Origin of the sequence: Thermocatellispora tengchongensis (assembly GCF_014202315.1) — a bacterium.
GTDB lineage: Bacteria > Actinomycetota > Actinomycetes > Streptosporangiales > Streptosporangiaceae > Thermocatellispora > Thermocatellispora tengchongensis.
This window is the reverse complement of record NZ_JACHGN010000007.1, coordinates 88,053-112,740: the sequence shown is the minus strand read 5'-3', so window position 1 is coordinate 112,740 and position 24,688 is coordinate 88,053. Positions and strand designations below refer to the sequence as shown.

General features: G+C 71.5%; 26 protein-coding genes. 16 read left to right on the top strand and 10 right to left on the bottom strand.

The genetic code is table 11. The features are described from left to right. Positions 1-63: 63 nt before the first annotated feature. Genes HNP84_RS17725 through HNP84_RS17715 form a run of 3 tightly spaced genes read left to right on the top strand, consistent with a single transcriptional unit; the run spans position 64 to position 1,387 of the window. Positions 64-411 carry a VOC family protein gene (locus HNP84_RS17725; protein WP_185050846.1) on the top strand — a complete coding sequence of 116 codons (348 nt, stop codon included), beginning with the start codon at positions 64-66 and terminating at the stop codon, positions 409-411. A 17-nt stretch (positions 412-428) separates the two neighbouring features. Beyond that, positions 429-770: an ArsR/SmtB family transcription factor gene (locus tag HNP84_RS17720; protein WP_185050845.1), complete on the top strand. Its 342-nt coding sequence runs from the start codon at positions 429-431 to the stop codon at positions 768-770. A gap of 56 nt (positions 771-826) precedes the next feature. Further along, positions 827-1,387, top strand: coding sequence for an SRPBCC domain-containing protein (locus tag HNP84_RS17715; RefSeq protein ID WP_185050844.1), 561 nt, complete (start codon positions 827-829; stop codon positions 1,385-1,387). An 835-nt stretch (positions 1,388-2,222) separates the two neighbouring features. Here the strand turns inward: HNP84_RS17715 and HNP84_RS17710 are convergent. The 5 genes from HNP84_RS17710 to ligD (HNP84_RS17690) form a co-directional block, all read right to left on the bottom strand. Continuing rightward, positions 2,223-2,453: a DUF3107 domain-containing protein gene (locus HNP84_RS17710; RefSeq protein WP_185050843.1), complete on the bottom strand. Its 231-nt coding sequence runs from the start codon at positions 2,451-2,453 to the stop codon at positions 2,223-2,225. Positions 2,454-2,581: 128 nt separating this feature from the next. Beyond that, complete coding sequence (locus tag HNP84_RS17705) at positions 2,582-3,217, bottom strand: TetR/AcrR family transcriptional regulator (RefSeq protein ID WP_185050842.1); 636 nt, start codon at positions 3,215-3,217, stop codon at positions 2,582-2,584. Between the two features lie 77 nt (positions 3,218-3,294). After that, positions 3,295-3,528, bottom strand: coding sequence for a hypothetical protein (locus HNP84_RS17700; RefSeq protein ID WP_246518306.1), 234 nt, complete (start codon positions 3,526-3,528; stop codon positions 3,295-3,297). A gap of 79 nt (positions 3,529-3,607) precedes the next feature. Next, a complete protein-coding gene (gene ligD, locus HNP84_RS17695) occupies positions 3,608-4,495 on the bottom strand; it encodes a non-homologous end-joining DNA ligase (RefSeq protein ID WP_185050841.1) in 888 nt (295 codons plus the stop codon). 25 nt (positions 4,496-4,520) lie between these two features. Continuing rightward, positions 4,521-5,459 carry a non-homologous end-joining DNA ligase gene (ligD, locus tag HNP84_RS17690; protein ID WP_246518305.1) on the bottom strand — a complete coding sequence of 313 codons (939 nt, stop codon included), beginning with the start codon at positions 5,457-5,459 and terminating at the stop codon, positions 4,521-4,523. 114 nt (positions 5,460-5,573) lie between these two features. Here ligD (HNP84_RS17690) and ku point away from each other — a divergent pair, with 114 nt between their 5' ends. After that, positions 5,574-6,443: a non-homologous end joining protein Ku gene (gene ku, locus HNP84_RS17685; protein WP_185050840.1), complete on the top strand. Its 870-nt coding sequence runs from the start codon at positions 5,574-5,576 to the stop codon at positions 6,441-6,443. A 179-nt stretch (positions 6,444-6,622) separates the two neighbouring features. Here ku and HNP84_RS17680 read toward each other — a convergent pair whose 3' ends face one another. After that, positions 6,623-6,919 (bottom strand): hypothetical protein, encoded by a 297-nt coding sequence (locus HNP84_RS17680; protein ID WP_185050839.1) that lies wholly within the window; start codon positions 6,917-6,919, stop codon positions 6,623-6,625. Between the two features lie 1,068 nt (positions 6,920-7,987). On the opposite strand from HNP84_RS17680, the gene HNP84_RS17675 reads away from it, so the two are divergent. The 10 genes from HNP84_RS17675 (at position 7,988) to HNP84_RS17630 (ending at position 19,735) form a co-directional block, all read left to right on the top strand. Then, a complete protein-coding gene (locus tag HNP84_RS17675) occupies positions 7,988-8,944 on the top strand; it encodes an alpha/beta fold hydrolase (protein WP_312925091.1) in 957 nt (318 codons plus the stop codon). A gap of 43 nt (positions 8,945-8,987) precedes the next feature. Next, positions 8,988-10,169 (top strand): adenylyltransferase/sulfurtransferase MoeZ, encoded by a 1,182-nt coding sequence (gene moeZ, locus HNP84_RS17670; RefSeq protein WP_185050837.1) that lies wholly within the window; start codon positions 8,988-8,990, stop codon positions 10,167-10,169. A gap of 166 nt (positions 10,170-10,335) precedes the next feature. After that, positions 10,336-11,100 (top strand): hypothetical protein, encoded by a 765-nt coding sequence (locus tag HNP84_RS17665; RefSeq protein WP_312925089.1) that lies wholly within the window; start codon positions 10,336-10,338, stop codon positions 11,098-11,100. 44 nt (positions 11,101-11,144) lie between these two features. After that, a complete protein-coding gene (locus HNP84_RS17660) occupies positions 11,145-12,866 on the top strand; it encodes a S8 family serine peptidase (RefSeq protein WP_312925088.1) in 1,722 nt (573 codons plus the stop codon). 236 nt (positions 12,867-13,102) lie between these two features. Further along, positions 13,103-13,987 (top strand): hypothetical protein, encoded by an 885-nt coding sequence (locus tag HNP84_RS17655; RefSeq protein WP_185050836.1) that lies wholly within the window; start codon positions 13,103-13,105, stop codon positions 13,985-13,987. Beyond that, positions 13,981-15,441: a S8 family serine peptidase gene (locus HNP84_RS17650; RefSeq protein ID WP_312925086.1), complete on the top strand. Its 1,461-nt coding sequence runs from the start codon at positions 13,981-13,983 to the stop codon at positions 15,439-15,441. Before HNP84_RS17655 ends, HNP84_RS17650 begins: the two co-directional genes overlap by 7 nt. A 123-nt stretch (positions 15,442-15,564) precedes the next feature. After that, positions 15,565-15,933, top strand: a complete 369-nt coding sequence (locus HNP84_RS17645) for a hypothetical protein (RefSeq protein ID WP_185050835.1) — start codon at positions 15,565-15,567, stop codon at positions 15,931-15,933. Between the two features lie 13 nt (positions 15,934-15,946). Continuing rightward, positions 15,947-16,255 carry an MGMT family protein gene (locus tag HNP84_RS17640; RefSeq protein WP_185050834.1) on the top strand — a complete coding sequence of 103 codons (309 nt, stop codon included), beginning with the start codon at positions 15,947-15,949 and terminating at the stop codon, positions 16,253-16,255. Between the two features lie 145 nt (positions 16,256-16,400). Continuing rightward, positions 16,401-19,307, top strand: coding sequence for a CDP-glycerol glycerophosphotransferase family protein (locus HNP84_RS17635; RefSeq protein WP_246518304.1), 2,907 nt, complete (start codon positions 16,401-16,403; stop codon positions 19,305-19,307). Continuing rightward, the gene (locus tag HNP84_RS17630; protein ID WP_312925215.1) at positions 19,208-19,735 is read left to right on the top strand and encodes a zinc-binding dehydrogenase; all 528 of its coding nucleotides are present in this window, start codon (positions 19,208-19,210) and stop codon (positions 19,733-19,735) included. Before HNP84_RS17635 ends, HNP84_RS17630 begins: the two co-directional genes overlap by 100 nt. A gap of 138 nt (positions 19,736-19,873) precedes the next feature. Here HNP84_RS17630 and HNP84_RS17625 read toward each other — a convergent pair whose 3' ends face one another. After that, a complete protein-coding gene (locus HNP84_RS17625) occupies positions 19,874-20,104 on the bottom strand; it encodes a DUF397 domain-containing protein (RefSeq protein ID WP_185050832.1) in 231 nt (76 codons plus the stop codon). After that, positions 20,080-20,907, bottom strand: coding sequence for a helix-turn-helix domain-containing protein (locus HNP84_RS17620; protein WP_185050831.1), 828 nt, complete (start codon positions 20,905-20,907; stop codon positions 20,080-20,082). Before HNP84_RS17620 ends, HNP84_RS17625 begins: the two co-directional genes overlap by 25 nt. 89 nt (positions 20,908-20,996) lie before the next feature. Here HNP84_RS17620 and HNP84_RS17615 point away from each other — a divergent pair, with 89 nt between their 5' ends. Continuing rightward, a complete protein-coding gene (locus HNP84_RS17615) occupies positions 20,997-21,512 on the top strand; it encodes an ATP-binding protein (RefSeq protein ID WP_345600041.1) in 516 nt (171 codons plus the stop codon). Between the two features lie 130 nt (positions 21,513-21,642). Here the strand turns inward: HNP84_RS17615 and HNP84_RS17610 are convergent, their stop codons facing one another. Continuing rightward, entirely contained in the window at positions 21,643-21,921 is a 279-nt protein-coding gene (locus HNP84_RS17610; RefSeq protein ID WP_185050829.1) for a hypothetical protein, read from the bottom strand. 97 nt (positions 21,922-22,018) lie between these two features. Between HNP84_RS17610 and HNP84_RS17605 the strand changes: the two genes are divergently transcribed. Continuing rightward, a complete protein-coding gene (locus HNP84_RS17605; RefSeq protein ID WP_185050828.1) occupies positions 22,019-22,468 on the top strand; it encodes a hypothetical protein in 450 nt (149 codons plus the stop codon). Positions 22,469-22,480: 12 nt separating this feature from the next. Here HNP84_RS17605 and HNP84_RS17600 read toward each other — a convergent pair whose 3' ends face one another. Continuing rightward, entirely contained in the window at positions 22,481-24,490 is a 2,010-nt protein-coding gene (locus HNP84_RS17600; RefSeq protein WP_185050827.1) for a DUF6571 family protein, read from the bottom strand. Positions 24,491-24,688 lie beyond the last annotated feature (198 nt).

Below are 24,688 nucleotides of genomic sequence, written 5' to 3'. Positions count from 1 at the left end.
TGACGCTTACGAAAGCGGCTACTAACGTTGGTGCTGCCCGGAAACACGGTGAAAGGAAGCACCATGGCTCGACCGGTAGTGTTCTTCGACATCGCGACCACCGACGCCCCGTCGCTGTTCGGCTTCTACAGGGAGCTGTTCGGCTGGGAGATCGACGCGGACAACCCGCTGGGCTACGGCATGGTGGCGGCGGCCGAGGGCGGAATCCCCGGCGGCATCGGCACGGCGGGCGAAGGGGCCGCCAAGGGTGTCACCATAGTGGTGGGGGTGGACGACGTGCAGGCGCACCTCGACAAGGCGGAGGCCCTCGGCGGCAAGACCGTCGTGCCGCCGTACGACATCGAGGGCATCGGCACGCTCGCGGAGTTCACCGACACCCAGGGCAACCGCATCCAGCTCTGGAAGCAGTAGGCACGACCGGGAGCGACATGGACGACGAGTCGACGGATGAGGCGCTGCGGGCCATAGCGGAGCCCCGCAGGCGCGCGATCCTGCGGCTCGTGGCCCACCAGGAGCTCCCGGCAGGCCGGATCGCGGAGCACTTCGACGTCACCCGGCCGGCCGTCTCGCAACATCTTCAGGTGCTCAAGGACGCGGGTCTGCTGATAGAGCGGCGCGAAGGCACCAAGCGGTTGTACCGTGCGAGGCATGAGGGCCTCGCGCCGCTACGGCAGTTCCTTGATGAGATGTGGGCAGAATCCCTGGACTTCGCGCGCCGTATCGCGGAGGGCGAGCGCGGGCTGTCCGACCGTCAGTCCGAAGCGGGCTGACGGCGGTCACCCCCGTTCCGTCCGCGCCCCCTACGGCTGCCTGCTCGGGGAGCGCGATGACCACGCCGAAGGCTGAGCCCGCCACCGAGCCGCTGCGCTCCTCCGTCCTGGTCCGCAGCGACCGCGAGCACGTGTACGACGTCTTCGTCCGCGAGATCGGCCACTGGTGGCCCACCCGCCCCCTGTCCCTGGGCGGCGGCCGGGTCACGGCGGTCACCGTCGAGCCCCGCCTCGGCGGCCGGGTGTACGAGGTGTGGCGCGACGGCACCGAGGTCGACTGGGGTGAGATCCTGGTCTGGGAACCCCCCGAGCGCTTCGCCATGACCTGGGAGCCCACCGCCCTGACCGCCGACCCCGAGGACCCCGCCGACCTCCCCGAGGAGGCCCCGGTACGCCGGGTCGAAGGCGGCGCGGTCACCGAGGTCGAACTCCGCTTCCAGGAACTCGGCCCCGCCCTGACCCGGGTCGAGGTGGAGCACCGCGGCTGGGAGCGCCTCTCCCACGAACTCGCCTGCGCCTACCCACCCGGCTACGCCGCGGGCTGGCACATGCTCCTGACCCGCCTGGCCGCCCACGCCACCGGCGCCCCGCTCCCCCCACCGCCCCCCGCCGACTAGAACACGCCCCGCCCCGGCCCTCACCCGCATGGGCAGGGGGACAGGTGCGGGGTCGTCGCACGCTGGACCGGCGGGCCGGGAGCGGGTCTGCGGTGTCGGGGGGGTGCGCGGGTGTGGGGTCGTGTCGCGTGCCGGACCTCGTCGGTGCGAAGGGGCGGGGTCGGCGGTGCGGGTTGTGTCGCGTGCCGGACGCATGGGCCGGGAGTGGGTCTGTGGTGTCGGTGGGGGTGCGCGGGTGTGGGGTGGCGTCGCGCGTCGGACGCGCGGGCCGGGAGCGGGTCTGCGGGCCGCGGTGTGGGGTCGTGTCGCGTGCCGGACCCCGTCGGTGCGAAGGGGCGGGGTCGGCAGTGCGGGTTGTGTCGCCTCCCGGACGCGTGGGCCGGGAGTGGGCCTGCGGTGTCGCTCGGGGTCCGCGGTGTGGGGTCGCGCACGCACTGGACCCGCGGGCCGCGGGCGGGCGCTATCAGCGCGATCCGCAGCGCGGGGCCGGAGTTTCGCCGGTGCCGCCGACAGCCGGTGCCCGCAGCCGGTGCCCGCAGCCGGTGCCCGGCCGACAGCCGGTGCCCGCGGCCGGTGCCCGGCCGACAGCCGGTGCCCGCGGCCGGTGCCTGGTCCGCAGCCGGTGCCCGGTCCGCAGCCGGTGCCTGGGCGGCGGTCGGTGCCTGGGCGACAGCCGGTGCGTGGCGGTCGGTGGTTCGAGGGTGGGGCCCGCCGCGCTCCGGCTCCGGCGCACCCCGGCTCCGGCGGGCGGGCCGGGAGCCGTGGTGGCGTGGGGGGTCAGGCCGCCGCGGTTATGTGCGGCGGCCTGACAGGTGGGTCAGCCTGACGGGGTGGGTCAGATCGTGCCGCCGAAGCCCACCGGGCGGGACTCGTCTTCGCCGATCTCGACGAAGCCCAGGGCCGCGACGGGGACGATGATCCTGCGGCCCTTCACGTCGGAGACGGCGAAGACGCCGCGCTCGGCGGCCAGGGAGTTGCGGAGCTCCTCCTCTATCTGCTCGGCGGAGAGGTCGGTCTCCACGATGAGCTCCCGGTGCACGGAGCGCACACCGATCTTGATTTCCATCTGCCTGCCTTTCGACGAGGGCTGCTGTTCCCATCGTCGCGCCCGCGGACACCCGGCGCGCCGGTTGATCGCGTGAAGCGAACAGGGCTCAGCTACGGGTGAACGCCCAGCTCCCAGGGGGCCGGGAGTCAGGACTGCTGGGTCTCGGCGGTGCGCGGGAAGCCGCTGATGCCGCGCCAGGCCAGGCGCGCCATGAGCTGGGTCGCGGCGTCCTTGGGGATGGAGCCGCCGCTGGTCAGCCAGTAGCGCGCGCTCACCTCGGCCATGCCGACCAGGCCGACGCCCAGCAGGTGGGCCTCGTCGCTGGAGCAGCCGGTGTCCTCCTGGATCACCTGGCTGATCATCTCGGCGCTCTCGCGGAGAGAGCGTTCCACGCGCTGCCGCACCGGGGCGACGTTCCGCAGGTCGGACTCGAACACCAGCCGGAACGCCTCGCCCTGGCCCGACACGAAGTCGAAGAACGCGCCGATGGCGGCCTGGACCCGCTGCTTGTTGTCGGTGGTGGAGGCCAGGGCCTCGCGGCAGCGGGTGACCATGTCGTCGACGTGCAGGTCGAGCAGTGCCAGGTACAGCTCAAGCTTGCCGGGGAAGTGCTGGTAGAGCACCGGCTTGCTCACCCCGGCCCGCTCGGCGATCTCGTCCATCGCGGCCGCGTGGTAGCCGTTCTCCACGAACACTTCCTGCGCCGCGCCGAGGAGCTGACGGCGGCGTGCCAGACGGGGCAGCCGGGTGCCCCGGGGCTTGGCGTCCGGGGTTGCGGTCACTGCGTTCTCCTAGCGGGAAGGTGCTCCTGGCGGAACCTGTCGTACGTCTCGGCCATCCTACGCGTCGGTAACGTCGCTCAGCGATAGTCGTCCTCGTCCAGCTCCACCGTCCGATTCTGCTCGGCGGCGTCGGCCGGGTCGACGTCGAGCGGCAGATCGCGTTCGAGCAGCCACGGGCCCGTGGTGTCGCGGATGGCGATGTGCTGCTCGACCGCGTCGGCCTCGGACGTCTCGATACCGATCTCCGTGGGGGTCTGTTCGTCGAGCGCGCGCTCGCCGAGGCTGTCTCCGCGCACGTCCATCTCGGACATCGGCTTCCCCTCCATTGCTGAATCGGACATGTCCCACACTACGGCCCGGCGCCCGGCCTGCTAAGGGCCGGTCCCGCCGTCACGACGCTACGGGACCGAACAGGTCTCCGTGCTCCTCGACGCGCGCCAACACGTCGGCCGAGGTGAACACCAGCTCGTCCGCGTGCTCACAGTCTTCCAGTTCTGCCCAGGTCAGCGGGGTAGACACGGTCGGTGTCGCGCGGGCGCGCAGCGAATACGGCGCGACGGTGGTCTTGGCCGGGTTGTTCTGGCTCCAGTCGATCAGGACCTTGCCCTGGCGCACCTTCTTGGTCATGACGCTGACGACCTGGTCCGGCATCTCGGCGGCGAGGTGCCGCGCGATCTGCTTGGCGTACCCGGACGGGTCGGGGCCGCGGTCCCAGGGCGCGTAGAGCTGCATGCCCTTGCTCCCGCTGGTCTTCGGGTACGCCGTGAGCCCGTCGGCGGCGAGTAGTTCGCGCAGCACCCGCGCCACCCGGCAGCACTCCACGATCGTCGCCGGCGGCCCCGGATCGAGGTCGAACACCAGCGTGTCGGGTTCGAGCGCGCGGCCCCGGTCGTCCACCCGCCACATGGGCACGTGCAGCTCAAGGGCGGCCAGGTTGGCGAAGAAGACCAGCGAGGCCAGGTCCTCCACGATGGCGAACTCGGTGATCTCGCGGTCCTTGCTGCTGCCGGGCGTGGGCAGCTTCGCGGTGCGGACCCACGACGGACGGTGCGCCGGGGCGTTCTTCTCGAAGAAGAAGCCGCCCTCCACGCCGTTGGGGTAGCGCTTGACGGTCAGCGGCCGGCCGCGCAGGTGGGGGAGCAGGACCGGGGCGATCCGCGAGTAGTAGTCCAGGACCTCGGCCTTGGTGAAGCCGTCCTGTGGGTAGAGCACCTTGTCGAGGTTGCTGAGGGACAGCCGCCGCCCGTCCACCGTGACCGGCACGCGCGTCTCCGCCATCGGCCGTCACCTCCCGCCTCGCGCGCTACAGGGTGATCTCGGCGGGGACCTTGTCGGGGCGCAGCCCCCGCCACACGGCGTTGCGCAGCCGCCGTTCCTGGGTGTACGTCGTGAATGCGACTTCCCCCACGAGTTCCGGTCGAACCCAGCGGGAGTCGCGGGTCATCTCCGGCGGCAGCGGCTCGGCGAACGCGCTGTCGCCGATCTCCAGCGGCACCAGCAGGGCGTACAGGTCGTCCAGGACGGTCTCGGTGAAACCGGTGCCGACGTGGCCGAGGTAGGCCAGCCCGCGCGGGCCGAAGGCGCCCATCAGCAGCGAGCCGACGCCGCCGGACCGGCGCCCCTTGCCGGACCGCCAGCCGCCGATCACGACCTCACGCGTGTCCAGGTTCTTCACCTTGATCCACCACTCCGATCGTCGTCCCTGCCGGTACGGCGCGTCCAGCCTCTTGGCGACCACGCCTTCGAGCCCCTGCCCGCGGGTGACCTCCAGCAGTTCGACGGTGTCGCCGGGGAAGCGCTGCGGGACGTCCAGGTCGAGGCTTTCCAACAGGGTCCTGCGGTCGGCGTACGGGAGGTCGAACAGCGCGTACCCGTCCAGGTAGAGCAGGTCGAACGGCAGGTAGGCGATCGGGATCAGGGAGAACAGGAGGGTGGAGCCGGGGTCGGTGACGTGCATGCGCCTCTGGAGACGGGCGAAGCTGGGCCGGCCCGCGGGGTCGAAGGCGACGATCTCGCCGTCCAGGACGACCCGGTGGCCGGCCAGGCGGGGCACCAGCTCGGCCACCTCGGGGTAGCGCTGGGTGTAGTCGGCGCCCTTGCGGCCGGTCAGGCGCAGCGTGGCGTCGGCGTCCACGTACGCGATGGCCCTGATCCCGTCCCACTTGATCTCCAGGGCGTAGTGGGATCCGTCGCGGGGGAGTTCGCCGGGGACGGCGAGCATCGGTTCCACTGGATATGGCATTGGATCCCCCATGACGGGTATGTGCCCAGATGGTAAGGGGTTCGATCCGGGTGTGGCGCGATTCGAACACAAGTCCGAAAATGTGATGGATACCTCCATGGCAGGGAGTTGCCCATGCGCAGCATCTGGAAGGGCGCTATCTCGTTCGGGCTCGTCACGATCCCGGTCAAGCTGTACTCGGCCACCGAGCAGAAGGACGTGACCTTCCACCAGGTCCACCGCGAGGACGGCGGGCGCATCCGCTACAAGCGCGTGTGCACCAAGGACGGCGAGGAGGTCCCGTACTCCGACATCGCCAAGGGCTACGAGCTCGCGACCGGCGAGATCGTGGTGCTCACGGACGAGGACTTCGAGGACCTGCCGCTGTCCAGCTCGCGCCGCATCGACGTGCTCCAGTTCAGCCCGGCCGAGCAGATCGACCCGATCTACTTCGCCAAGTCCTACTACCTGGAGCCCGACGCCCAGGGTGAGAAGCCGTACGTGCTGCTGCGCGACGCGCTCGAACGCTCCGGCCAGGTGGCGGTGGTGAAGGTGGCGCTGCGCCAGCGGGAGTCGCTGGCCACTCTGCGCGTACGCGACGGGGTGTTCGTGCTGGAGACGATGTTGTGGCCCGACGAGATCCGGGTGCCCGACTTCGCGTTCCTGGACGAGGACATCGACGTGCGGGCGCAGGAGTTGCAGATGGCCGAGTCGCTGATCCAGACGATGGCCTCCGATTTCGATCCCTCCGAGTACCACGACTCCTACCGCGAGGCCCTGCAGCAGGTCATCGAGGCCAAGGTCGCGGGCAAGGAGGTCATCGCCCCCGAGGCGGTCCCCGAGGCCAGGCCCGCGGGCGACCTCATGGCCGCGCTGCGCGCCAGCGTCGATGCGGCGAAGAAACAGCGCGAGGCCGCCAAGCCGCGCAAGCAGGCGGAGAAGCCGGAGAAGGCGGAGAAGCAGGAGAAGCCGGCCGCGAAGCGCAAGACTCGCAAAACCGCCTGAAAGCCAAAAAAACCGCCGGAATCCCGGTCACTTATGTGTGGCGGGATTCCGGCGGGGAAACACACATGGCGGAGCGAGGGTTCCGGCGGGGTTGGCCGCCGGAGCCCTCGCTTTGTTTACCGCGTCCGCAGGACTACTGCCGTCCGTGGACTATTCGCCGGAGCTCACCCAGGCGTCTGTCACCAGTGGCCGTGGCCGTTGTGGCAGTGGCGGTGGTGGCAGTGGTGGTGGCCGCGGTCCCAGTGACGCGTCCACTCCGTCTTGCGGATGTGGATGTGCAGACGGTGGAAGCAGCGGCCGTGGTGGCAGTGGTGCGAGTGGCCGCGGTCCCAGCCGTGCCCGTGCCCGCCGAGGACGACCGGCGCGACTGCCGCGTTCGCGGTGGTCGCGGTGGTGGCGGCCCCCAGACCGATGGCGCCGCCCGCGAACGCGGTGCTGAGGGCAAGGGCTGCAGCGAACTTCTTGATCTTGGGCATTACGTATCCCCCTTGAAAGGCATCGGTGGCCCATTTACGGCCAGTACCGATTAATCGGCTATAGCCGTGGATTACGCCAGATAGGCTCATCCTGGTTGTGACTATTTCCGAGGCTGCTGGGCCACAAACGGCAATCGCCCGGTTTTGCCCATTGATAATCTCTCTATGGTGCTTATTAAACGCGTATTGCGCTATTTGCCATATTGTGTCGCTTATGTCCGAATTCTCAGGGCGCATGGCGAAGGGTCGGGCGGCGTGGGGAGAACGCCGAGGGGACGGGGGAGGAGGCGGGAAGTACGCCGAGGGGACGGGGGAGGAGGCAGGGGGACGCCGAGGGGACGGGGGGAGGCCGAAGGGACCGGGGGAGGGCGCGGGGAGGCGGGGGGGGCGGTGGCGCGGTCGCGCGGGGGAGGCACGGGGGGCGAAGGTGGCGCGGTGGCGCGGGGGCCCGGTGACGTGGTGACGGGGAGGCGCGGGGGGCGAAGGTGGCGCGGTGGCGCGGGGGCGTGGTGACGCGGTGGCGAGGAGGCGCGGGGGGCCAAGGGGGCGCGGTGGCGTGGTGGCGTGGTGACGCGGTGGCCGGGAGGCGCGGGGGGCCAAGGGGGCGCGGGGGAGGCGCGGGGGCGCGGTGGCGCGGTGGCGCGGTGGCGCGGGGAGGATGCCGGGAGGAGCGGGCAGGGCTGCCTGGGAGTGGGGTTATCGTCAAGGGAAGGGCAGGCGAACACGGCCGGGCGCGTGGCTGAACCCCAGGCCACGAGCGCGTACCTCCCAGGTCGCGGGCGCATGCGGACCATCGGCCGCGGGTGCGCGCGGCCCCGGGCCGCAGGCGCCCCAGGGCCTGGGCCCTGGACCGCGGGTGCGGTCCAGTGCCCTGGGCCGCGGGCGTGTGCGGCCTCGGGGCGTCGGTGTGACCGCCCTCGGGGCGCGGAGCGTGTGCGGCCCGGCGCCGGGCGGGTCGCGGGCGTGCGCCGAGGCGGGCCACAGGCGCGCGTACGTGCTCGCGCGGCGGTTTCGGGTAGCGGGCCGCCACGGGAGCGTCCGGCACCGGCAGGAAGGAGAGGACGCGTGGTGGACGAGCCGATTCCCCACTGGCCCGGAGAGCTGATCGACCTGGGCGAGCGCCAGGTGCACGTGCGCTCCACCCCCGAGGACGCCTCCGGGCGTGAGACCGCGGTGTTCGTGCACGGCCTGGCCGGCTCCGCGACGAACTGGACCGACCTCATGGACAGGCTCAAGGACGTCGTGCGCGGCCACGCCCTGGATCTGCCGGGCGCCGGGTACTCGCCGGCGCCGCCCGACCGCGACTACTCGGTGGACGCCCACGCGCGTACCGTCGCCTCGCTGATCGAGAAGGTGGCCGGCGGGGCGCCGGTGCACCTGTTCGGCAACTCCCTGGGCGGCGCGGTGTCGGTGCGGGTCGCGGCCACCCGGCCCGAGCTGGTCCGCTCGCTGACGCTGATCTCGCCCGCGCTGCCCGACCTGCTGCCCCGCTACGGCCCGGCGCGCGTGGCGCTGTCGGCGCTGCCGCGCGTGGGCGAGTGGGCGTTCGGCCGGCTGAGCGTCATCCCGGCCGAGCGCCGGATCGCGGCCACGCTCGCCATGTGCTACGCCGACACCGGCCGGGTCCACCCGGCCCGGCTCAGGGAGGCGGTGGAGGAGCTGCGCCGCCGCGACGGCCTCCCGTACGCCGCCGCCGCGGTCGTCTGCTCGGCCCGCGGCATCGTCACCGAGTACTTCCGCAGGGGCGAGAACAACCTGTGGCGGCAGGCCGCCAAGGTGAGCGCCCCCACCCTGGTCATCCACGGCCGCCGCGACCGCCTGGTGGACTGCCGCATGGCCAACCGGGCCGGACGCGTCTTCCCCCAGGTCAAGCTGGTGCTGCTGCCCTCGGCGGGGCACGTGGCGATGATGGAGTACCCCGACCTGGTCGCCCGGGAGGCCCGCCGCCTGATCGCGGAGTCGGGGGCGTACGACGGGCCGCGCACTGGGGGGAGCGTCCTTGGGAATGCCCGGCTGTCCGGTTAGGTTGAGGGACACGTAGACCCCCTGAAAACGGGAGCGTAGAACTGTGTCCTTGCCACCGCTGGTAGAGCCGGCAGCCGAGCTGACCGTCGATGAGGTGCGCCGCTACTCGCGACATCTGATCATCCCCGATGTCGGGATGGCCGGGCAGAAGCGGCTGAAGAACGCCAAGGTGCTGTGTGTGGGCGCGGGCGGCCTGGGCTCGCCCGCGCTGATGTACCTCGCGGCGGCGGGCGTGGGCACCCTCGGCATCATCGACTTCGATGTCGTGGACGAGTCCAACCTGCAGCGCCAGATCATCCACGGTCAGTCCGACGTCGGCCGGTCCAAGGCCGAGAGCGCCGCGGCGACCGTCAAGGAGATCAACCCGCTCGTCGAGGTGATCGTGCACAACGTGGCGCTGAGCACCGACAACGTGATGGAGATCTTCTCGGGCTACGACCTGATCGTCGACGGCACCGACAACTTCGCCACGCGTTACATGGTCAACGACGCGGCGGTGCTGCTCGGCAAGCCGTACGTGTGGGGCTCGATCTACCGGTTCGACGGTCAGGCGAGCGTCTTCTGGGCCGAGCACGGCCCCTGCTACCGCTGCCTGTACCCCGAGCCGCCGCCGCCGGGCATGGTGCCCTCCTGCGCCGAGGGCGGCGTGCTGGGCGTGCTGTGCGCCTCGATCGGCTCCATCCAGGTCAACGAGGCGATCAAGGTCATCACGGGGATCGGCGAGCCGCTGGTCGGCCGGCTGATGATCTACGACGCCCTGGAGATGCAGTACCGCTCGGTCAAGGTGCGCAAGGACCCCGAGTGCGTGCTGTGCGGCAAGAACCCCACGGTGACCGCGCTGCTGGACGACTACGAGGCGTTCTGCGGCACGATCTCGGAGGAGGCGCAGCAGGCGGCGACCGGCTCCACCATCACCGCCGCCGAGCTGAAGGCGATGCAGGACCGGGGCGAGAACATCTTCCTGGTCGACGTGCGCGAGCCCAACGAGTACGAGATCGTGTCCATCCCGGGCGCCACGCTCATCCCCAAGGGCGAGTTCCTCAACGGCTCGGCGCTGGAGAAGCTGCCGCAGGACAAGAGGATCGTGCTGCACTGCAAGTCCGGCGCCCGCAGCGCCGAGGCCCTGGCCGTGGTGAAGAACGCCGGGTTCTCCGACGCGGTGCACGTGGGCGGCGGCGTGCTGAGCTGGATCAAGACCGTCGATCCCAGCCTTCCCACGTACTGATCGGTAACTGACCGTCACTCGGTGAAGATCCGCCGTTCCGTCCCATGACATCGGCAAGATTCAGGACGGAACGGCGGATGCCGTACGCCTGCTCACATTAAGGTCGAGGAAGTGAGCACGCCGATGGCAACGCAGCCTGCGAGCGTGGCCGGGCGGAGGAGGCCATGTGAGTGAGCATGCCGACTGGGAGGCGGGCCGGGGGCGTCCCGGGCCGCGCCCGCGGGCGTGGCCCGCGCTGGTCATCGCCGCCGCGCTCACCCTCACCTGCGCGGCCGTGGCCGGGATCGCGGCGAGCGAGGCCGTGGCCGAGCTGACCCGGGGCCCGAGCGCCGCCGAGCTGGAGCGCGCCGCCCGCGAGGAGGTGGCCCGCCGCTGGCAGACCTGGCCGACCGGCCGGATCTTCCCCGAGACGCTGACCTACTCCGCCGAGCAGGGCGGGGAGGAGCGGGCCAGGCGGGTGGGCATCGGCCGCGACTCCCGCTGTGACGGCGCGGTGGACGCCGCCTTGCGCCCCGCCATGCGCGCCGCGGGGTGCCGGGGCATCCTGCGCGCGACCTACCTCGACGCGCTCCAGGGCGTGGTGGTGACGCTCGGCGTCGCCGCGTTCCCCGACGAGAGCAGCGCGCTGCGCGCGAAGGCGGCGTTCCCCAAGGGCGAGCGCCCCTCGCCCGGCCTGCGCGCCCTGGCCTTCCCCGGCACGGTGACCGACCGGTTCACCTCGGCGGGCCGGCAGGCGGGCACGGTGCGCCAGGCGGGACCGTACGTGGTGCTGACCACGGCAGGCCAGGTGGACGGACGCCCGGCACGCGCGGTCGGCGAGCAGCGTCCCGCCGTGTTCGCCTTCGCCGGCGAGATGGCCGAGCAGGTGGCCGGCGAGCTGGCGACCCCGGTCGTCCCCGACTGCACATCCACCACGGAGTGGCAGTGCTGAGGGGAAGGACGGCGCTGAAGGGAAGGACGGCGCCGAGGGGCGGGGTGGCGCTGAAGGCGGTGCGGTGCGGGCTGGCCCTGCTGCTGGCCGGCGCGACCGCCGCGACCGGGATGCTCGCCGCCCCGCCGGCCGCGGCCGACGACGTACGCGCCAGCCAGCTCCCCGTCCTGCGTACGCTCCAGGTGGCCAAGGCGTGGCCGACGAGCCGGGGCGAGGGCGTGCTCGTGGCCGTGCTCGACTCCGGCGTGGACCCCACCCACCGCGACCTGGCCGGGTCGGTGCGCGTGGGCCGCGACTTCACCGAGGGCGCCAACCCGCCCGGCGTCGAGCCGAGGCGGCTGCACGGCACGTACATGGCCTCGCTGATCGCCGGGCACGGCCATGGCCCCGGCAACGGCGACGGCATCATCGGCGTGGCCCCGAAGGCCCGCATCCTGTCGGTGCGGGTGATCCTGGAGGACGAGGAGCCGGGGTTCCGGGTGTTCAACTCGGCCGAGCGCTACGAGAACGTGGTCGCCGAGGGCATCAGGTACGCCGTGGACCAGGGCGCCGACGTGATCAACATGTCGATCTCAAAGGAGCTGGCCACCAAGGAGGAGCGGGCGGCGGTCCGCTACGCGATCGGCAAGGGCGTGGTGCTGGTCGCCGCGGCGGGCAACGACGGCGCGGGCGAGCCGGGGCCCGACGGATTCGCGCCGTACTCCTACCCGGCCGCGTTCCCCGGCGTGGTCTCGGTCGGCGCGGCCGACCGGGGGCTGCGGCGGGCCACGTTCTCCAACTTCAACCCCTCGGTGCTGGTGGCCGCGCCCGGGGTGGACATCCTCGGCGCGGGCCCGAACGACGAGTACTGGGTCGGCCGGGGCACGTCGCAGGCGAGCGCGCTGGTGTCGGGGGTCGCCGCCCTGATAAAAGCGAAATATCCCGATATGTCGCCGCCGCTGGTCGTCCAGGCCCTCACCGCCGGCGCCAGCAAGCGCCCGTCGGCCGGCTACGACACCGGCATGGGCTTCGGCGTGGTCAACGCGGCCGGCGCCCTGGCCGAGGCCGCGCGCATCTCCCGCCACACGCTCCGCGCCGGCGGCAAGACCGCCGCCGACCCCGCCCGCCCCGTCGCCGCCGCCCCCGCCGGCCCCGTCCAGGTGGTCCACCGCGACCGGCGCGTCATCACGATCTACACCGGCGTCTCGGCCGCCGCCACCGTCGGAGCCCTGTCCTGCGTCGTGGTGATCGCCCTGATCGCGACCCGCGTCCGCCGCGCCTCCGCCGCGGCCCTGGACGCGCCGCTGGACCTGCCCCCGCGCAGGAGCCTGGACGCGCCCCCGCACGCCGGACCGCCCACGAACCGGGACGTGCCCCTGCACGGGGACCTGGATGTGCCCTCGCACATGGCCCTGGACGCGTCCCCGCACGCGCCCCTAGACGTGCGTCCGCACGGGGTCCTGGACGCGCCCCCGCACGGGGCCCTGGACATGTCCCCGCATACCGCGCCGTACGCGGGCCTGGAAGCGCCTCCGCACGCGACCCCGGACATGCCCCCGCACGCCGCCCCCTCCATGAACCGGGACGTGCCCGCACATGCCGCGCCGTCCGGGGCGGGCTCGCCGGACGGTCCGGAGCCCGCCGCGCCGCGGCACGTCAGCCCGTTCGCGCCGCATCCCTTCGCCCCGCGGGAAGCGGCCGTGCCCCGGGAGCGTCGCGCGCGGCACCGGCGGACCGGGAACCCCTACCCGGCAGATTCGGATATATGGGGCGATTCAGACAGGTAATTCTGTCCATCCCGAACCTGAGAAGTGCCGGAAAGTTCGCAGAAAGTGTGGAACCTCCGCAGTGGGACCACATCTCAATAACGTAACATTGACCTATGTCGCAGCGCGGGCGAGCCGAGCAGCCACCGGGGCGTCCGGCCTCAGGCAGGCCCCAGGTGCGCGCCTGGCCCGCCGCGAGACGTGGTCGCGAGCCCGATGGCGCCGAGCGTGAGCCGGCGGGGCGCGCGGGCCTCCCGTTGCGCAATCCCGCCGCCGGCCGCACGACACGGCGCGGGCAGGCCCCGCTGCCGGGGCGATCCACCGGCCGGCGCGAGGGCGCCGCGACGTCGTGGACCCTGAGCGCCAGGGTGCGCGCCGCCGACGTACGCGCCGCCGCCGAGCGCGACGCGCTCGCGCGCGGAATCCGCAACCGCCGCATCTTTCTGGTCCTGCTGGGCACGATCCTGGCCGTGGCGGCGGTCAACGTGCTCATGGGGACGGTCGGCCTGCTCCGCGAGACCCGGTCCCGTCCGCTGACGGTGGCCGAGCGGCAGGCGTACGTCCGGCAGGACATCGCGCGGCGCTGGCACGCCTGGCCGGCGGCCGTCGTCTTCCCCGAGGAGCTGGAGTACATCGGGCTCGCCCGCACCCAGCAGTACGCGCGGCGCGTCGGCATCGCGCCCGAGGTCGCCTGCGGCTCGGGCACCGACGCCCCGGTCGCGGGGGTGCTCGCCGAGGCCGGCTGCCAGACCCTGCTGCGCGCCACGTACGTTGACCAGAGCGCCACCTTCGCCATCACCGTCGGCGTGGCCGTGCTGCGCGATGAGGAGGCCCGCCTGCAGGCGACCGCCAAGCTGCCGGTGGACGACCGGGTGGGCGTGCGCCCGGTGGCCTTCCCCGGCACCGTCACCGAGCTGTTCGGCGCGGCGCAGCGCCAGCGCAACGGCTGGGTGGGCGCCGGGCCGTACATCGTCTTCTCCACCGCCGGCTACACCGACGGCCGCACCCGCGAGGCCGTGCCTCCGGAGGAGATCCTGCACAGTGAGCTGTGGCCCACGGCGCAGTCGATCGCGGGCCGCATCGCCAGGTCGCTGGGCGAGCCGCCGACCGTGCCGCGCTGCACCCAGGGGCCCGTGTGCTGAGGCCCCGCGCTTCCGGGCCCGGCCGCCGCCGTACGCCGTCGTTCGTCCTGGCGCTCACCGCGGCCCTCACCCTCGTCACCGCCGCTCCGGCCGCCGCCGCTGTCCCGCTGCCCTCCGCGCCGCTGCCTGCCGCGCCCATGCCGGGTGACCTGGTGCTGGCCGACCCGGTGCCCAAGGGGCACGTGCGCGAGAGCCAGCAGTGGGTGTTCGACTCGCTCAACACCGAGCAGGCGTGGCAGGTCACCAAGGGCCGGGGCGCGACCGTCGCGGTGATCGACAGCGGCGTGGACGACAAGATCCCCGAGCTGCGCGGGCAGGTCACCCACGGCCCCGACATGCGCCTGCCCTCCTTCGACGACGACGTGGGCGCCGACCCGGGCAGACACGGCACCGCGATGGCCTCGCTCATCGGCGGCACCGGCAAGGACGACGGCATCCTCGGCGTGGCGCCCGAGGCCAAGCTGCTGTCCGTGCCGATGATCGACGACCAGCCGGTGGACAACGAGGCCAGCGCGCTCGGCGACGACTCCAGCATCGGCCGCGACAGCCCGCTCGCCCGCGCGATCCGCTACGCCACCAACCACGGCGCCGGCGTCATCAGCATGTCGCTGGGCGGCTACGGCCCCCACCCGGCCGAGCGCGAGGCCGTCTCCTACGCCCTGGGCCGCGGCGTCGTGCTGGTCGCGGCGGTCGGCAACGACGGCCAGACACCGTACGCGAACAGCAACGGCACCTCGTTCTGGAGCTTCCCCGCCGGCTACTCCGGCGTGATCGGGGTGGGCGCCGTGGACACCGAGGGGCAGGCCGCCCCCTTCAGCAGCGACAACCTGTCGGTGCTCGTGGCCGCCCCCGGCGTCAGCATCCCGGTGGCGCTGCCAGGCGGCGGGCACGAGTTCGCCGAGGGCACCAGCGCGTCGGCCGCCCTGGTCGCGGGCGTGGCCGCGCTGATCAAGGCCCGCTACCCGGCCATGACCCCCGAGATGGTGGCGCGGGCGCTGTCCGAGAGCGCGCGCGGCACCCCGGTGGACGGCTACGACGACAAGGTCGGCTTCGGGGTGGTGGACGCCGCGGGCGCGCTGGAGCTGGCCGGCCGCCTGGCCGGGCAGCAGCGCTCCGTCGAGGTGCCCCGCGACCAGCACTTCGGCCGGGGTCCGCTCTCCGCGGCCCCCGAGCCGCCCGGCCCCGACCCGCTGCGGCTGTGGCTGTACGCCGGCACGGTCGCGCTCGGCCTGATCGCCTTCGGCGGCGCGGTCGTGCTGCTCACCCGGCGGGCCGAGCAGCGCTCCGCGCCGGCCGGACCGCCGCCCGAGCCCCCGGGGCCGCCGCTGGGCACCGGTTCGCCCCTGCGCCCGCCCGGCCGCTACGCCCCCCGCGAGGGATCGCCCGCCCTGCGCAACCCGCTCAGCCGTCCCCGCGCCCGCCGTACGTGGCCGCCGGAGAAACGTAACGGCTGATCACACCCCGGCGTCGATTCGAACGCATTTTGGAGCACATTCGTGCACAGTTCCAGGTCGTACGCCGTGTTGTTACGTTTTACGGCCACAGGGGCGTGCGCGATTTCGCTACTCTCCCCCCTCATGGGGTACGAGTTGCGGGTGGAACGTGAGTCGCCACTCGCTTTCGCCGAGCTCGCCGGCACGATCGCGCGGGCCGGTTTCGAACTGCGCGGCTCGCAGGAGTCGGGCGAGGTCGTCGCGCGCCACGGCGACACCGCCCACGCGGTCGCGATCTGGCGCGGGCGCCTGTACGGCGAGCCCGCGTCCGACTGGCAGGTGGCGCAGCTCGCCGTGTTGTCGCAGACCCTCGGCGCGCGCCTGGTCGGCGAGGACGGCGAGGTGTACGCGATCCGCGACGGCATCGTGGAGCAGGTCAACGGCGGCGCCGGCTACGAGTTCGGCAAGCTGGAGGAGATCCTGGCCGCCGGTCCCGCCCAGTGGAGCCGGTGAGAGGCGCCGACACGTGCCGGGGGAGCCGTCGCCGTACGCCGAGCGGGTGCTCGACCTGGTCGAGCGCATCCCGTCCGGCATGGTCATGTCGTACGGCGACATCGCCGAGTACCTCGGCGAGGGCGGGCCGCGCCAGGTGGGCCGGGTGATGTCGCAGTGGGGCGGCGGCGTGCCGTGGTGGCGCGTGGTGCACGCCGACGGCACCCCGCCGCCGGGTCACGAGCAGGAGGTCCTGAGGCTGTGGCGGCAGGAGCGCACGCCCATGCGCAACGACCGGGCCGACATGCGCGCGGCCAGGTGGGACGGCGCCGCCCAGAGCTGACCCGTCCTGATAAGTCCCAAGAAACTCAGACATATCAGCGCTTCTCAGCAGATCTTCAGGAAAGGCGGGAGTTCCCGCCCCGCGAGTCGCATTACCATTGCCAGGGACAGCGACGGCGACCCGTCTGAAAGGCGGTGCCCTCCAGATGCCCACCGGCGCCACCCCGGAGCGCCCGAGCGGCGACCTGCCCGGCGACCGCCTGCGCGCGGTCCACGACCTGTGCGAACGGGGAGAGCCGCTCGACGACATCATGGCGATAGTCAGGGCGGATGGACTGTCCCCCGACGAGCGGCGCCAGTTCGACGCCGAGGTGCTCAGCGGCCCGCTCGGCACCCGCTTCGACACCGCGGTCAAGCGCGGACCCGCCCGCCGCCGTGAACTGCTCTCCCACCTCATCCCGTACCTCGCCACCGTCGATCCCGCCGTCAAGCGCGAGCTGCCGGTCGCGCGGCGGCTGGCGTACCACCTCGTGGAGACCCGCGACCAGGCCGAGCTGATCGAGGGCGACACCCTGGTCAAGGTGGTCACGGCCGCGGCCGAGCCGTCCAAGCGGGTGCGCAAGGGCTGGCGCTGGTACGCCGACCTGCCCTTCCGCGACGAGCTGCCCGAGGAACTGTACCGGCTGCGCCGCGCCGACCTGGTGCCGGTCACGCAGATCGACGACATCTCCTGGCGCGACGGCAAGCTCGTCATCAGCGGGCACGCCTACCTCGCGGGCCTGTCCGTACGCCGCCGCCGGTTCAACCGCGCCACGGTCGTGCTGCGCGGCCCGCGCTACCTGCCGCCGGTACGCCTGCGCACGCGGCGCGTGTTCCGGCCCGAGGCCACCTACGGCGCCCGCGAGCCGGGCTGCAACTACGACTGGTCCGGGTTCACCGCCGAACTGCGCCCCTCGGCGCTGCGCTGGCGGGCCGGGCTGCGCGCCCTCGTACGCGGCTCCAAGCGGCTGCTGCGCCGCCGTCCCACGGTCAAGGACACCACCACCTGGCGCGCCGAGATCGTGATCTGGAGCCGCCGGGCCAGGGCCGTCGGCCTGCTGCGCGGCCCCGCGATCGGCAGGACCGAGCGCCCGGCCGGGCTGGAGGTGCGCCGCCGCTGGTGGATCCGCCCCGTCTGGACCTCCGACCGGGCACTCCAGGTCGTGCTGCAGCCGACCCGGGCCGAGCTGCGCGACGTCCACTACGACAGCGAGCGGGTGGAGCTGAAGGTCTTCCTGCCCGACAGGTCGGTCAACAAGGGCCACGCCCGCCTCGGCGGCCACCGCATGGCCGCCGACTTCACCCCCGTCGAGGGCGGCACCGAGGTCGTCATCGGGCTCACCACGTCCGCGCTGCTCCAGGAGAAGGACGGGCGCAGGCTCTGGGTCGAGCCCAAGGGCGACCCCGCGGCCACCGTCATGCTCGGCGGCGCGCCGGAGAGCCGCTCGGTCGTGGCCGACCGCGAGATCACGGTGCAGGCCGACCGCCGCGACCGCGTGGTGGTCTCCGCGCACCGCATCCGCCCCACGATCACCTCGGTGACCTGGGGCGACGACGGCTCGCTGACGTTCACGGGCATCTACCCCGAGCGCGGCGACGACCGCCGCGAGCTGACGCTGCGGCACCGTACCGGGCTGTCGTACACGGTGCCGATGGAACGCGACGGCGACCACTTCACCAGCCGCTTCACACCCGGCGCGATGCCCCGCTTCGGCGACACCGTGCCCCTGGCGAGCGGCACGTGGACCATCACCATGCGCCACCCCGCGGGCGAGACGGTCCCGGTCCGGGTGGACCACGCCCTGCTCGACACCCTCGACGAGGGCGTGCACACGCGCGACGGCCGCGAGTACCAGTTCCTGGCCACCCGCTTCGACGTCCCGATCATCGTCGTGGAGGAGGCCCGCCCCGCCGACGAGGCGGGCGCCGCCGGCCTGTACTCCCTCCAGCGCTCCTTCTACCCCGCCCAGCGCTCCCAGGAGCTGCGCGAGGCCACGGTGTACGTCGCCAACGACGGCCGCCACTACGAGGGCAACGTCCGCGCCATCTACGAGGAGCGCCTGCGCCGCGGCGACGAGGGCGAGCACATCTGGATCGTCAAGGACGGCGCGTTCGTCCCGCCGGGCTCGGCCGAGCTGGGGCTGGGGCCGGACATCCGCCCGAGGATCGTACGGGCGGGCAGCCGCCAGCACTACGAGGCGCTGGCCAGGTCCCGGCACATCATCACCAACGCCTTCCTGCCCACCTGGTTCCGCGCCCGCGAGGACCAGACCGTGGTGCAGACCTGGAACGGCACCCCCGCCAAGAAGATCGGCAACGACCTGCCGCACATGTCCCGCGACCCCAAGCCCCCCATCTGGCACCGCCAGGCGGCCGAGGTCCGCGGCTGGGACCTGCTGCTGTCGCAGAGCCAGTGGGCCACCCCGGTCCTGCGCCGCGCCTTCGGCTACCAGGGTGAGGTGCTGGAGGCGGGCTACCCGCGCAACGACCTGCTCAGCGCCCCCGAGCGCGACGACCTGGCGGCGGCGATCCGCCGCAGGCTCGGCATCAGCGACGGCGCCAAGGTCGTCCTGTACGCCCCGACCTACCGCGACTACGACCGCAAGAACAGCAAGGTCAAGCTGAACCTGGTCCAGGCCCGCAAGGCCCTGGGCAAGGACCACGTGCTGCTCATCCGCGCCCACAGCATGCAGGCGACCCCGATCGTCCCCGAAGACGGCTTCGCCATGGACGTCACCACCTATCCGGACATGGCCGACCTCCTCCTGGTCGCCGACATCCTGGTGACCGACTACTCCGCCGCGATGTTCGACTTCGCGGTCACGGGCCGCCCCATGATCTTCTACACCTACGACCTGGACCGCTACTCCAGCAAGCGCGGCCTCTACATCGACCTCCCCGCCCAGGCCCCCGGCCCGGTGGTGCCGACGAGCAACGAGGTCCTGGAGGCCATCCGCGCCATCGACGACATCAAATCGGCCCACGCCGACCGCTACGACGCCTTCAGAGCCACCTTCGCCCCCAAGGACGACGGCAAGGCGACCAGACGCGTAGTGGACCACATCTTCGGCTGAGGAGCCTTCCCGGTCAGGACGCCTCGGCGAGGGCGACCGAGTCGATCGACTACCTCGCCTGCGACGTGACCGCGGAGACCCTGCGCCGCCCCCCGGAGGGCGTCGATGCGATCGTCAACGCCGCGCTGCGCGGGCAGGCGCTGATCGAGGCCGCCCGCGCGCTCCGCGCAGGCGGCCGGCTGGTGAGCACGACCCCGGGAACCCCCGACCTGTCGGCGTTCGGCCGCGACGACATCTCGGTGACCGTGGTGGACGGCCCGCCGACCGTCACCGCCGGCACCTTCCCCTCTCTCGCGGCCCGAGCCCTGGGCGGCACCCTGCCCGACCCGATCAGCCGCCGATTCCGCTTCGAGGAGGCCGTCCAGGCGTACTGCCACCTGGCCTCTCCCCAGCACACCCACGGCAAGATCGTCGTATCGATGGCGTAGCCGGACAGGAGGCCACACGGCTCACGCCCGGGCTGCCCCGGCAGCCTGCCTCGTGACGGGGGGACCGCTCGGCGGCGAGCCCCCCGGGCGAACCGCAGGAGCAGGTCCACCCCCAGGGGCCTGCCGCTGACCCCGCCGTCAGGAAACCCGCAGCTCGATGTCGAATTCGCCGTTTTTGACGCCGTTGAGGAAGGCGTGCCATTCGCTGATGGTGAAGCGGAGGATGGGGCCGTTGGGGTTCTTGCTGTCTCGCATGGCGATGATGCCGGGAATGTTGTCCGCGATCTCGACGCAGTTACCGCCGCTCTCTCCCGAGCGCGAACTCTTCTTCCACTTCGCGAGCGTCAGGTCTCCGGGTTCTCTGTCCATTGATCCCGCACTTCCTTGATCTTCTTCGCTGAGTCCACCGCGCGGTATGCCTCGGCTCGGAGTCTGTCATATATTGCCCAGACGCGGCACACAAGATCCTTGTCCGCGGACACCTCGCCATGACCGGCTGACTCTATGGACACCGCTGTGGGGGCATCGCTCGATTCCGCGATGATGAAACCCGACATCAAGCCCACGGTCGTTCTGGTCTCCCGGGGAACGACCTGGACGGTGATGTTGGGCCGATCGGCCGCCGTGAGGAGGTGTTCGAGTTGTGCGGCCATCACCTCGCCATCACCGATCGGTCGGTTTACGACAGTTTCGTCGATTAGAACCCATAGTTCGGGAGGGTCATCCCGATCGAGGATGTGCTGACGGGCCATGCGCGCCCGCACCCGGTTCTCAACCTCGTGCGGCGGTGCGAGGCCGCCTGCGATGACCGCGCGTGCGTACGCCTCCGTCTGCAGCAGACCGGGAATCAGGAACGGGTCCCATGAGCGCAGGGTGCGCGCCCCCGGCTCGATCTCCTCGGCCCACCTGGCGTACCAGTGCGGCCCGTACGCCGCCTCGTGGATGTTCCGCCACAGCCTCGCGAAGTGCTCCCCCGTGCCGAAGAACCTGTCGGCGGCGTCGGCCTGGTGGCGCTGCGGCACCCGCTTGCCGCACTCGATGTGACTGACCAGCGAGGGCGAGCAGTCGAGGTGAACCGCCAACCGCTCCTGCGACAATCCAGCCTCTTTCCGAAATCTGCGTAATTCATCACCGAATCTCGCCACATGTGGTGGTGGGTCGCCGCTTGCCATGCTCTTTCCTCGCCTATTGGAAGTGCGTATCCGCTGCCTATACAAAATCTCACACATCCGCATGCGGGGCGCAGCGCTTTGTCCGAGAAATGTCCGCCGATCTCGCGTGCGGCGCCGCTTCCCCCATGCGCAAAGTAAAGGAGGCTGACGTTCGAGGGAGTGATCAGATGGCCGGCCTACACAAGGCGGGGACGGCGCGCATGACCGCGACGAGAAGGCGGGAACTCGTGCCGGACGACAGGGCTCCGGCGCAGGCGAGGAGGTTCGTGGCCGGCGTCGTCGGAGCCCGCCACCCACGACTGGACGACGCGATCCTGCTCACCTCGGAATTGGTGACGAACAGCGTCGAGCACTCACGGTCCCGCCGTATGGGCGTCGCCATCACGGTGATTGTCACGCTTTCAGGACAAGCGCTGCGAGTATGCGTCATCGACGCCGGTTCGGCGACCTGGGGCAATCACGAGGAATCCGATACGTTGATGGAGGCGGGGCGGGGTCTGCGGCTGGTCGCCCGACTGGCCCGGAATTGGGGGCGTTACCCACTCCAGTCCGCCCCGGAAGGGCGCGTCGTCTGGTTCGAACTGGCCCAGCCGGAGAGCCGGTAGAGGTGACGAACAGCTCCAGCAGCGCCGCCCACGGTCGCGGGGACGGCCGGGACCACAAGACCAGCGCCGGTTGCGCCGGAAGCGCGTCAGTCCGTATGGAGAACCCACTCCCGTCCCACGGACGAGTAGGTCACAGGTTCTTCGCCTCGGCCGGGGTCACATGGGAAGGCGTGCCGCGAAGCTCCGCCTCGAACGCCTCGATGATGGACTGGGCCAGCTTGCGCAGGAGATTCCGGTGCCCGGTCAGATCGGCCGCGAAGGCGTCGGCGCTCTTCCCCACCCACACGCGCCCGCTCGTGAACCGGCTGTGCGGCGGGTCGAGGGCTTCCTCCAGTCGGGCGACGTGCGCCCTGACCTCGGGCAGCGCCCGCTGGAGCTTCTGGTGGTGGGGGTTCGGGACCAGATCCATCCGGTTGTTTCCCTTGCGGAGATTCGCGCGTACGCAGGACCGATCACTAGGACATTATGGGAACGAGTGGAGGATGGCCAGGACTATGGAGGGAATCATGGCTCGTCTGCGGGGATACGCCATTTCGGTTTCCGTAGTTATGGCATTGGTGCTGTCCGGATGTGGGGACGACGAGCCGGATCTTCCCACTGCGGCCGAGGCGGAAGTGACGCTCAAGAATCACATCAATCGGGCACTGGAGATCATTAGCGCCGACGACGTCAAGATCACGAATCCTGGGGGCAGGGATATCCCCTGTGGCGATGGGAGATATAAGCGCACTTATGCTGCTACTGCAAGAGATCGTATTACATCGGGAGACCCGAACACCCTGGTCCTCATGCTCAATGGGGCTTTGGATGGCCTGGCCGAGTATGAGGCGGTCACAACCGATCTGACCAGAATGGATCTTGCCAATAAGCGGCTTCACACCAAGATCATCCTGTCATCGCCTGGTCGGCATGAGATCTCCGTTCAGGGTGAGACGGAGTGTCTGCCTGCCGCGTAAAAATGTCTGAGTTCAGTTGTTGAAGGGCGATGTGCCTTCTTCTGCCGCATCCTTGGTGCCGCGGAAGATCGTGTCCATTTTCATGATCGCCTCCCCGAGGGAGGCGTCGTCCTCTCCCCCCGATCCGTTGGCGATCAGCCAGTCGTTGTAGTTTCGCAGCGCTGCCTTGTCCTTCGCGATCTGTGCGAACGGGAGCAGGCCGTCTTCGTTGGCTATCGGGGGATCGCTGAACCTCGGGCTCGTGGGTGGCACCTTGACCTCGAATCCGCTGGAGATCAGCGTCCTGACGAGCCAGTCCGTTCTGATCAGGCTCGCCGCGTCGCTCTTGTCGTCCAGTGCCTTCATACGGGTGGGATCGGGCTCCGTCACAGCGTCGTGGACCTGCGGGGCGACGGTGCTCAGGGCGAGCCAGAGCACCTGCCCCTCCAACGGAACCGGGATTCCGCCGACGCCGAGGGCGAGGCCGAGTACGAACGCCGCGGCCTTGCGGCGTTCTTCGTCTTCCTGGTCCAGTTTGCTCTGGACGGATCGTTCGGCGGCGAACTGCATTCCGGCCACGTAGCCGAGCGCCTTCATGGCGTCTTCGAGCCTGTCCATGGCGGCCTTGGGGTCGGAGTCTCGTGCGGCCGCCTTGGCGAGCCTGTCGGCCAGGCCGCCCATCGCCTGCTCGAAGGGCTTGATGTTCTCGGGGGCGTCGGCGAAGAGCTTGACGAACGCGTACGTGTCCTCCGGGCTGAGCCGGAACGCCGGTTTCAGGCCCGCCACGAGTGATGTGACCGGGCCGAAGGCGCTCGGCTGCGTTCGGTTGGCGTCGCCCAGGTTGGCGCCTTCGGTGATCTCGGTGGCGTACGCGCCCGCGAGTTCCGCGAGGTGGACCCGGGTCGGCCGGTGGATGTCGAGCTTGGGCAGCTCTCGTATCAACTGGAAGGCGAGCGTGGCGGCCGGCTCGGAGTGGGCGCCGTCCTTCTCGTCGTAGGCTCCGGCGGCGCCGGCGAGCATGCGGCCGAAGGCGGCGGCGGGGCTGGTCTTCTCCTGGCCGGGCGGGGTGGAGTTGCGATCGGGCGATACGCGGTGGTTCATGCGGCTCAGGAAGTCGGGCAGGCTCTCTCCGCGGCCGGCCGACCTGGACAGGGCCAGGCGGGCGGCGGCGGGGTTGTGGGCGAGGGCGTCCAGGAAGCCGGCCAGGCCGGCGCCGTTGACCACGCTCTCGGGGTGGAGCGCGTGCCGGTCGACGACGGCGGCGAGCCACTCGGCGGGGAAGTCTCCGGCCCGTATCAGTTCGCCGAGCGCTTCGGTGCCGACGCCACCGGCGATCCGTTCGACCGGGGGCGCCTCCAGTTCGTCGCGGCTCGGCGTGGAGCCGGCCGTGCGGCGCAGGCCGGCGAACGGGCCCACCGGCAGGGGGAGGCCCGACGACAGGGGAGTGCCGGTGGCGAGTTCGTACCTGACCTCGGCGAAGCCGGGTACGTGGCCGCCCTCGCGGACCGCGGTGCCCAGGGCGCGGCTGATCGTGTCGATGGCCTTGCCGGGGTCGTCCGTGCCCGCGCGCAGCTTGGCCGGGATGGCCAGGGACTTCGTGGCGCCCAGCGCGGCGAAGAACGCCGCGGTGTAGTCGGCGTCGTGCTCGTGGGCGCCCAGCTCGCGGATCACCGCGGCTAACTTGTCGCTGTTGTACTTGCCGCCGGGTATGCCCAAGTTGCCGGGGTGGATCGCGTCGAACCGCGCGGCCAGGGCCTCGCCCTGCCGGCGGGCCTCGCCGGCCGACAGGAGTGTGCTCTCGTCGATCGTCACGAGTCCGGACGGGAGGCCGGGCGCCCAGGCCGGGAGCAGATCGGCCGCCTTGGCGAGCCGGTTGCGCCGCCGGAGCTCGGGCAGTTCGCGGTCGATCCACGCCTGGATGCGGCCTATCGCCTGCAGGTCGATGCCGGACATCCCGGTGCCCGCGGCCAGGCGGCGGATCGCCTCGACCTCGGCGCGGATGACCTCGCCGCTCGTGCTCAGCGCGGAGATCAAGGAGTCCATCAGACTTGGGTCCATCCCGCTGTATCCGGGCGGCAGCGGCTGCATCGGCTCCTGATCTCCCCAGGTGGCGGACTCCTTCCCACCATAACCGGCGGTCGCCGAATGCCGGGGTGGAAATTCGGCGAAGAAATGTCGGCGGAGTTGTCGAGAGCGTCCGGAGGTCTCCGACAGAAGGAGTGAAAGCGCCCCCGCACCACA